We start from the raw sequence: 5,247 nt of genomic DNA on the forward strand, positions 1-5,247 counted from the left end.
CCAGCATGAATGGTGAATCATAAACCCGCTGATTTGGGAATCCTCAACGACTCCCAACAATTTCATCCCGCTCTAGCAGCAATCCCAAGGCGGCGCCGAGACGCTCTGGGGCTGTACCCGTTATAGTGGATAGTGGGCATTCTCTCAGGGGGCTGGGGCAAAATGAACAAGCAATCGTGGAAGACTGCGGTCGAAATCGTCGGCGAATTCAGAAGCAGGCATTACGTCCGGATCATCGAAGACGGCGTTGTGAGCATTAAGGCATTCGATTCCCATACAGAAGCCGAGACCTTCGCCGCGAGCGAAAAGGCGCGGCTCGAAATTGTGCCATCTCGTTGAATACCAAAGGGCGAAAAGGACCAGAAGCCGAAGCCACCGGGCCAAAAGAACCCCAACTTGGAGAGTTCACCGAATCCGGTTGAACGCCATCACACATTCGCGATTGCCCGGCCACAAGAGCAGCCGGGGCCTATGCGCAATCGCGGGGTTGCCCTGTCAGCGAACCGCCACCATCACAAACCGCGCTTGGTGGTCCGTCAGCACTAGGAATTCGGAGCCGTGGATGGCTTCCATCTTCTCAGCGAGTATGCGGGCGAGTACCTCGATTTCTCGCCTTTGGCCTTTGCCTCTGCGACGGTCTTCTTGAAAGTCAGTCGCCATAGGCCGGCACACCACCATCGCCGGCATCCTCCTCGCGGTCGCTGCGAGAGCCGGCAGCCCAATGAAGCTGACAGGCACGTTTGAGATCGCTAAGGCTGGGCTCTGCCGTGCCGTCGTCCTCATCGTCGCAGTTGTCGACTTCAAGGTCGAGCGTATTGCCTGGCCCACCGCCAGCGCACCAGCCTAGCGCCGGCTCGTCGTCCAGTCCCGGCCGCCTTCGGTCGGGGCGAGCTGGCGCCACCCGACAGGGCTGGAAGGGGCCACTTACTTCGAAAACTGTTTCAGGTAAGCGATGACGTTGGCTACGTCCTGATCGTTCTTGAGGCCGGGAAACGCCATCTTGGTTCCTTTGATCATCCCCCTGGGGTCTTGAAGATACTTCGTGAGCGTGGGCTCATCCCATTTGATGCCGGATTTTCCGGCCTCGGTCATGGCCATGGAATAAGTGAAACCGGGATGCGTGCCCGCGGTGCGCCCGATGACGCCGTGCAGAGACGGGCCGACCTTGTTCTGGTCCTGGTCGGCAATGTGGCAGACCTTGCACTTGGTGAAGACCTTCTCGCCTGCGGCGGCATCCTGCGCTCGCGAAGGGCTTGCAATGAGGATCATGGCCGACGAGGCGATGAAAAGTGCGATTGCGCGCATGGCATTCCTCCCTGATCGATCGTCATTTGCGCCGGACGATTCGCACCACGCCAGCTGCGCTGGGGCGGCCTGCACGGTAGAGCGGAATATCCGTGGTCCCACCAATGGAATTGCGGCATCTACATACCACAGTATCAGGCCGATGCGTAGAAACGCCAGTTTATTTGAAGACCTAAAGCGCGTCCCGAGGAAACGGACTCAGGGGACGCGGTCATGGCGCTTCGGCCTGCTGTCGGGACGCGGCGAGGCTGCCTTAGGTTCCCTCCTCGAAGTCCTGTAGTGTCGCATGGCGTAGCGTATGCTCGCCGCGAAGGAATCTTACCCGGCCGGTGATGCCTGGCTTAACCCACTCGACATCATCGGCAAAGGCGCTCGGCACCCGCTGCGCGGGCTTTGGCGCGCTGGCCTCCTCGACACCCTTCCATAGCCGTTCCGTGAGGCCGCTGGGCAGCGTATAAACGCCGTGCCGGCTATCGGCCACCGCGCGCCATGATCGCCGCAGCGGGCTTCCCAGGCTCGCGTCTGACGCCCAGAAGCTCGAGGTCGCGGACATCCCAACACTTCGTCTTTACCCAGGAATCGACCTTGCCGCTCTTGTACGGGCTTTCCCGTCGTTTCGACACCATGCCTTCAAGGCCCATCTGCTCGACGGCTTCGAAGAACGCGGCGCCGCCGCCCTCAACGTGGTCGCTGTATTGGATCATCTGCTTGGCCGGCTTAATCAGGTCCAGAGCTTGGCCTTGCGCTCCATCAGCGGCAGGGAACGAAGATCCTGGCCGTCGAGGTGCAGGATGTCGAAAGCGACGAATGCAAACTGTTCGGCATTCCACACCATCCGCGAATGCATCTGGTGAAAGTTCGGCCGTCCATCCGGCTCCGGCGCGATCATCTCCCCGTCAAGGATGAAGGCCTTGGCGGGCAGCTTCTCGGCCGCAGCGATGATAGGCGAATACCTTTGCGACCAGTCGTGCAAATTGCGGGAGAAGGCGCGCTCGCCGGCCCCGTCGAGGATGACCTGGGTTCTGTAGCCGTCATATTTGATTTCGTGCAGCCAATCATCGCTGACTGGCGGTGTTTCAACCTGGATTGGCTCAAGAGGCCTAATAGAGGACAGCCGGGCTTCGCCGGCAGGCTTACGCATACGAACCCCAATGCAAAACTCGAATTTGATTCAATATCGAATGGCGGCTTCGGTTCCGTTAGCAGTTACTGAAACACCTTGCCGCGATTTGGCATTCGCACTAGACTCGGCGCTTCTCGCAGCGTGCCACGCTCCTCCGGTTTGCCCAGGAGATGCCGAATGCGCGACGTTTTGCTTTTCATTCTGTTACTGCTTCTGCCCGTTCCGACGGCATCTTATGCCGCGGCCATCCACGACGCGGCCGTGAAGGGCGATATCGGGGCGATCAAGGCAGCTCTCGACGCAGGTGCCGGCGTCGATGAGAGTGACGGGAAAGCGACACCACTCTATCTTGCGGTCAAGGGCGGGCATTTTGCAGCGGCAAAAATGCTTATTGAACGCGGTGCGGACGTCAACGCCGCCCCGACACCGGTTTTGGGTCCTGCCCTCATGCCAGCTTTGGCAAAACGCAGGATCGACCTGATCAATCTGTTGCTGGACGGCGGCGCGAATCCAAATTCGAAGCGCAGCCGCGAAAACGCTATCCACATCGCGGTCAATCTCGGTTGCATCGATTGCGTTAAGGCACTGGTCGAGGCCGGCGCGGACGTGAATGCGAAGACAAAGGACGGCAAGACACCGATCCATCTCGCAAAACGCAAGGGGCAACGCGAAATCGCTGACTATCTCATGTCGCACGGGGTCGTCTTGCCCACACCAGCTCCGATCTCGATGAAGTTGGCTGTTGCCGACGTCGAGAATGGCCGAACCTACTTCACCCATGTGTGTCACGGTTGCCACAATGGCGAGCCCCAGGCAGGGAGCAAAACGGGACCGAACCTGTGGGGGGTCGTCGGCCGCGACAAGGCTTCCACGGCAAATATGGACTACTCCGACGCCTTGCTAGGCTGGGAAGGTGTGTGGACGTATGAGGACCTGAACAGATATCTTTTCGGGCCTATGCTCACCACGCCGGGCGTGAAGATGGAGACGCCTGGCGTTCCGGACGAGACTGAACGGGTCAACCTGATCGCCTACTTGCGCACACTCAGCGACAAGCCGGTCCCGCTCCCCTGATTGCTCGCAAAGGGAGCCCCGTTCATGAAAGCATACGCGCAGCACGCCTTGGCCGGCTGAGACCAAACATCTGTTTTGTTTTAGGACGGGAATGCTGGCGCCAGTCTTGCATCGAAAAGATTGCCGGTTCCTCCACCGGACTCCTGATGGGGATCAGGATGAGTGCGCCGGGCTTGAGGATTTGGGGTTCCTCGCCCGGCGATCTTCTTGTCGCAGTCGCTCATGATCTTGCTCATCATGAAGACCCCGCGCGGGCTGACCAAACAACAATTGATATCGCCCGCCGTGACGCTATGGTTAACGCTGTCCGGGGTTTTGGCTACCCACTCCCGGACCACCTCGGCCCGGCGGTGCGTCACCGCTTCCCCCGAAGCAAGACGGCTGCCGGGCCGTTCTACAGCCTCCAGGCTCGTGAGCACGGCAGGTTCTAGCCGAGGCCATAGCCCTGGCTATGTAAGTTGCCCGCCATTCGAGAGTGCAGAACGAAAAGAGACCAAGAGCGTGGTGACCACCCTATAAGCCGCCGAGGAGAAAGACGGCACTGGTGCCCAGCCGAGTTGAGGCTTCCGACATTCATCTGAAACCTTATGAACGGCCCCGCGTTGGCTTCTCACGATTTCGTTACCGCGGAGGTAAGATGCAAGGTGTGAAGCGGTCGCGCTGGACGGAAACCTACGACCCAGACGAGTTCGCGGCAAAGCACGGTTTGACAACCAGGCAGGCCGAAATTGTCATTCAGAGCAATGGTCCATCCAAGCGCAAATGCGACTTGGCAGCCGAGGCATTTAGGGCGGCGCTTAGATATTGCCGTCACTCGCGAGAAAAAGGTGCGAGAAGATCCCCCTAAGGTCGGCAAGCAATGGCGCCTCAGGGTTGAAGTCATGTCCGGGCGAAACCTCAAGGTGGGCCGACCAGCCTGATGAGGCTCCGGGCTTGTTCCTCCGTGATCCCGGTCTCCCTTGCCGGCCGGTGCGCATAAATAAGCAACGTCGGCGTCCCGGTGGCCGCCGGTCGGTTTCAGGACCGCGCGTGTCGGCTTCCGGCGCGACGGCGCCCATCCGTCGCAAGGTCTTCCATTGACCGAGCGGGCTTTTAGGTTCGGTGGGCAATTCTAGACTAGTTTTCCGCATGGCTAAAGACGACCGCACCGTTATCCCTGCGGACTTCAACGGATATGACCCCGTCATCACCCTTTCGGGTCTGGAACATGGAAATTGCATGATCCCTGGCCGTCTTTTCGGCGTCGAAGATCACCTTGTCGATGATGCCTTTTCGCCCATACCAGATCACAGTGTAGGCCATTGGGGCTCCCAGCTTTACGCTAAGCATATAGGAGTTCGATGCATGGCGCGACGGTCTTTGAGTGCGCCCCAAGATGACGGATCCTCAGATACCTCTTCGGGCCTATGCTCACCACGTTAAGATGAAGATTACGGGTGCCCGGACGATAGCGAACGGGTCAACCTGATCGCCTACTTGCGCACATTCAGCGAACAAGCCAATCCCGCTCCCCTGCTTCCTGGCCGGAGGAACCTATTTATTGCGTCCGCTCGATGCGGTGATCAAACAAAATCGGGGTCATACCTCGTCCAACGACTACGAGCAGCAGCGTATCTTCCAGTGATTTCACTTTGGCCTGACACCTGACGAGTATCGCGAGAAGGGAGGTGACCTTGCCCCTCTGATCTAATCCGGTTTGAAGTTCGTTCTGGCCCATCGAGAGGACCAGGACATGAAGCGCAGCC

The 5,247-nt window shown here is 59.1% G+C and carries 7 protein-coding genes; 2 read left to right on the forward strand and 5 right to left on the reverse strand.

Going from position 1 to position 5,247, the window contains the following annotated elements:
* Window positions 1-162: 162 nt before the first annotated feature.
* Entirely contained in the window at window positions 163-339 is a 177-nt protein-coding gene (locus CK224_RS31615; protein WP_176478070.1) for a hypothetical protein, read from the forward strand.
* A gap of 585 nt (window positions 340-924) precedes the next feature.
* Here the strand turns inward: CK224_RS31615 and CK224_RS30450 are convergent.
* From CK224_RS30450 to CK224_RS32225, 3 genes are all read right to left on the reverse strand, one after another.
* Window positions 925-1,305, reverse strand: coding sequence for a cytochrome c family protein (locus tag CK224_RS30450; protein ID WP_095784353.1), 381 nt, complete (start codon window positions 1,303-1,305; stop codon window positions 925-927).
* A 470-nt stretch (window positions 1,306-1,775) separates the two neighbouring features.
* Window positions 1,776-2,009 carry a hypothetical protein gene (locus CK224_RS32220; protein ID WP_245426354.1) on the reverse strand — a complete coding sequence of 78 codons (234 nt, stop codon included), beginning with the start codon at window positions 2,007-2,009 and terminating at the stop codon, window positions 1,776-1,778.
* A gap of 17 nt (window positions 2,010-2,026) precedes the next feature.
* The gene (locus tag CK224_RS32225; protein ID WP_245426356.1) at window positions 2,027-2,446 is read right to left on the reverse strand and encodes a hypothetical protein; all 420 of its coding nucleotides are present in this window, start codon (window positions 2,444-2,446) and stop codon (window positions 2,027-2,029) included.
* A gap of 159 nt (window positions 2,447-2,605) precedes the next feature.
* On the opposite strand from CK224_RS32225, the gene CK224_RS30465 reads away from it, so the two are divergent.
* Complete coding sequence (locus tag CK224_RS30465) at window positions 2,606-3,502, forward strand: ankyrin repeat domain-containing protein (RefSeq protein WP_095779644.1); 897 nt, start codon at window positions 2,606-2,608, stop codon at window positions 3,500-3,502.
* A gap of 1,116 nt (window positions 3,503-4,618) precedes the next feature.
* Here CK224_RS30465 and CK224_RS30480 read toward each other — a convergent pair.
* Window positions 4,619-4,804 carry a hypothetical protein gene (locus tag CK224_RS30480; protein WP_141245917.1) on the reverse strand — a complete coding sequence of 62 codons (186 nt, stop codon included), beginning with the start codon at window positions 4,802-4,804 and terminating at the stop codon, window positions 4,619-4,621.
* 235 nt (window positions 4,805-5,039) lie between these two features.
* The coding region (locus tag CK224_RS31715) for a hypothetical protein (protein ID WP_210199685.1) at window positions 5,040-5,247 on the reverse strand (208 nt) is incomplete at its 5' end.

This window comes from Mesorhizobium sp. WSM3862 (assembly GCF_002294985.1).
Lineage (GTDB): Bacteria > Pseudomonadota > Alphaproteobacteria > Rhizobiales > Rhizobiaceae > Mesorhizobium.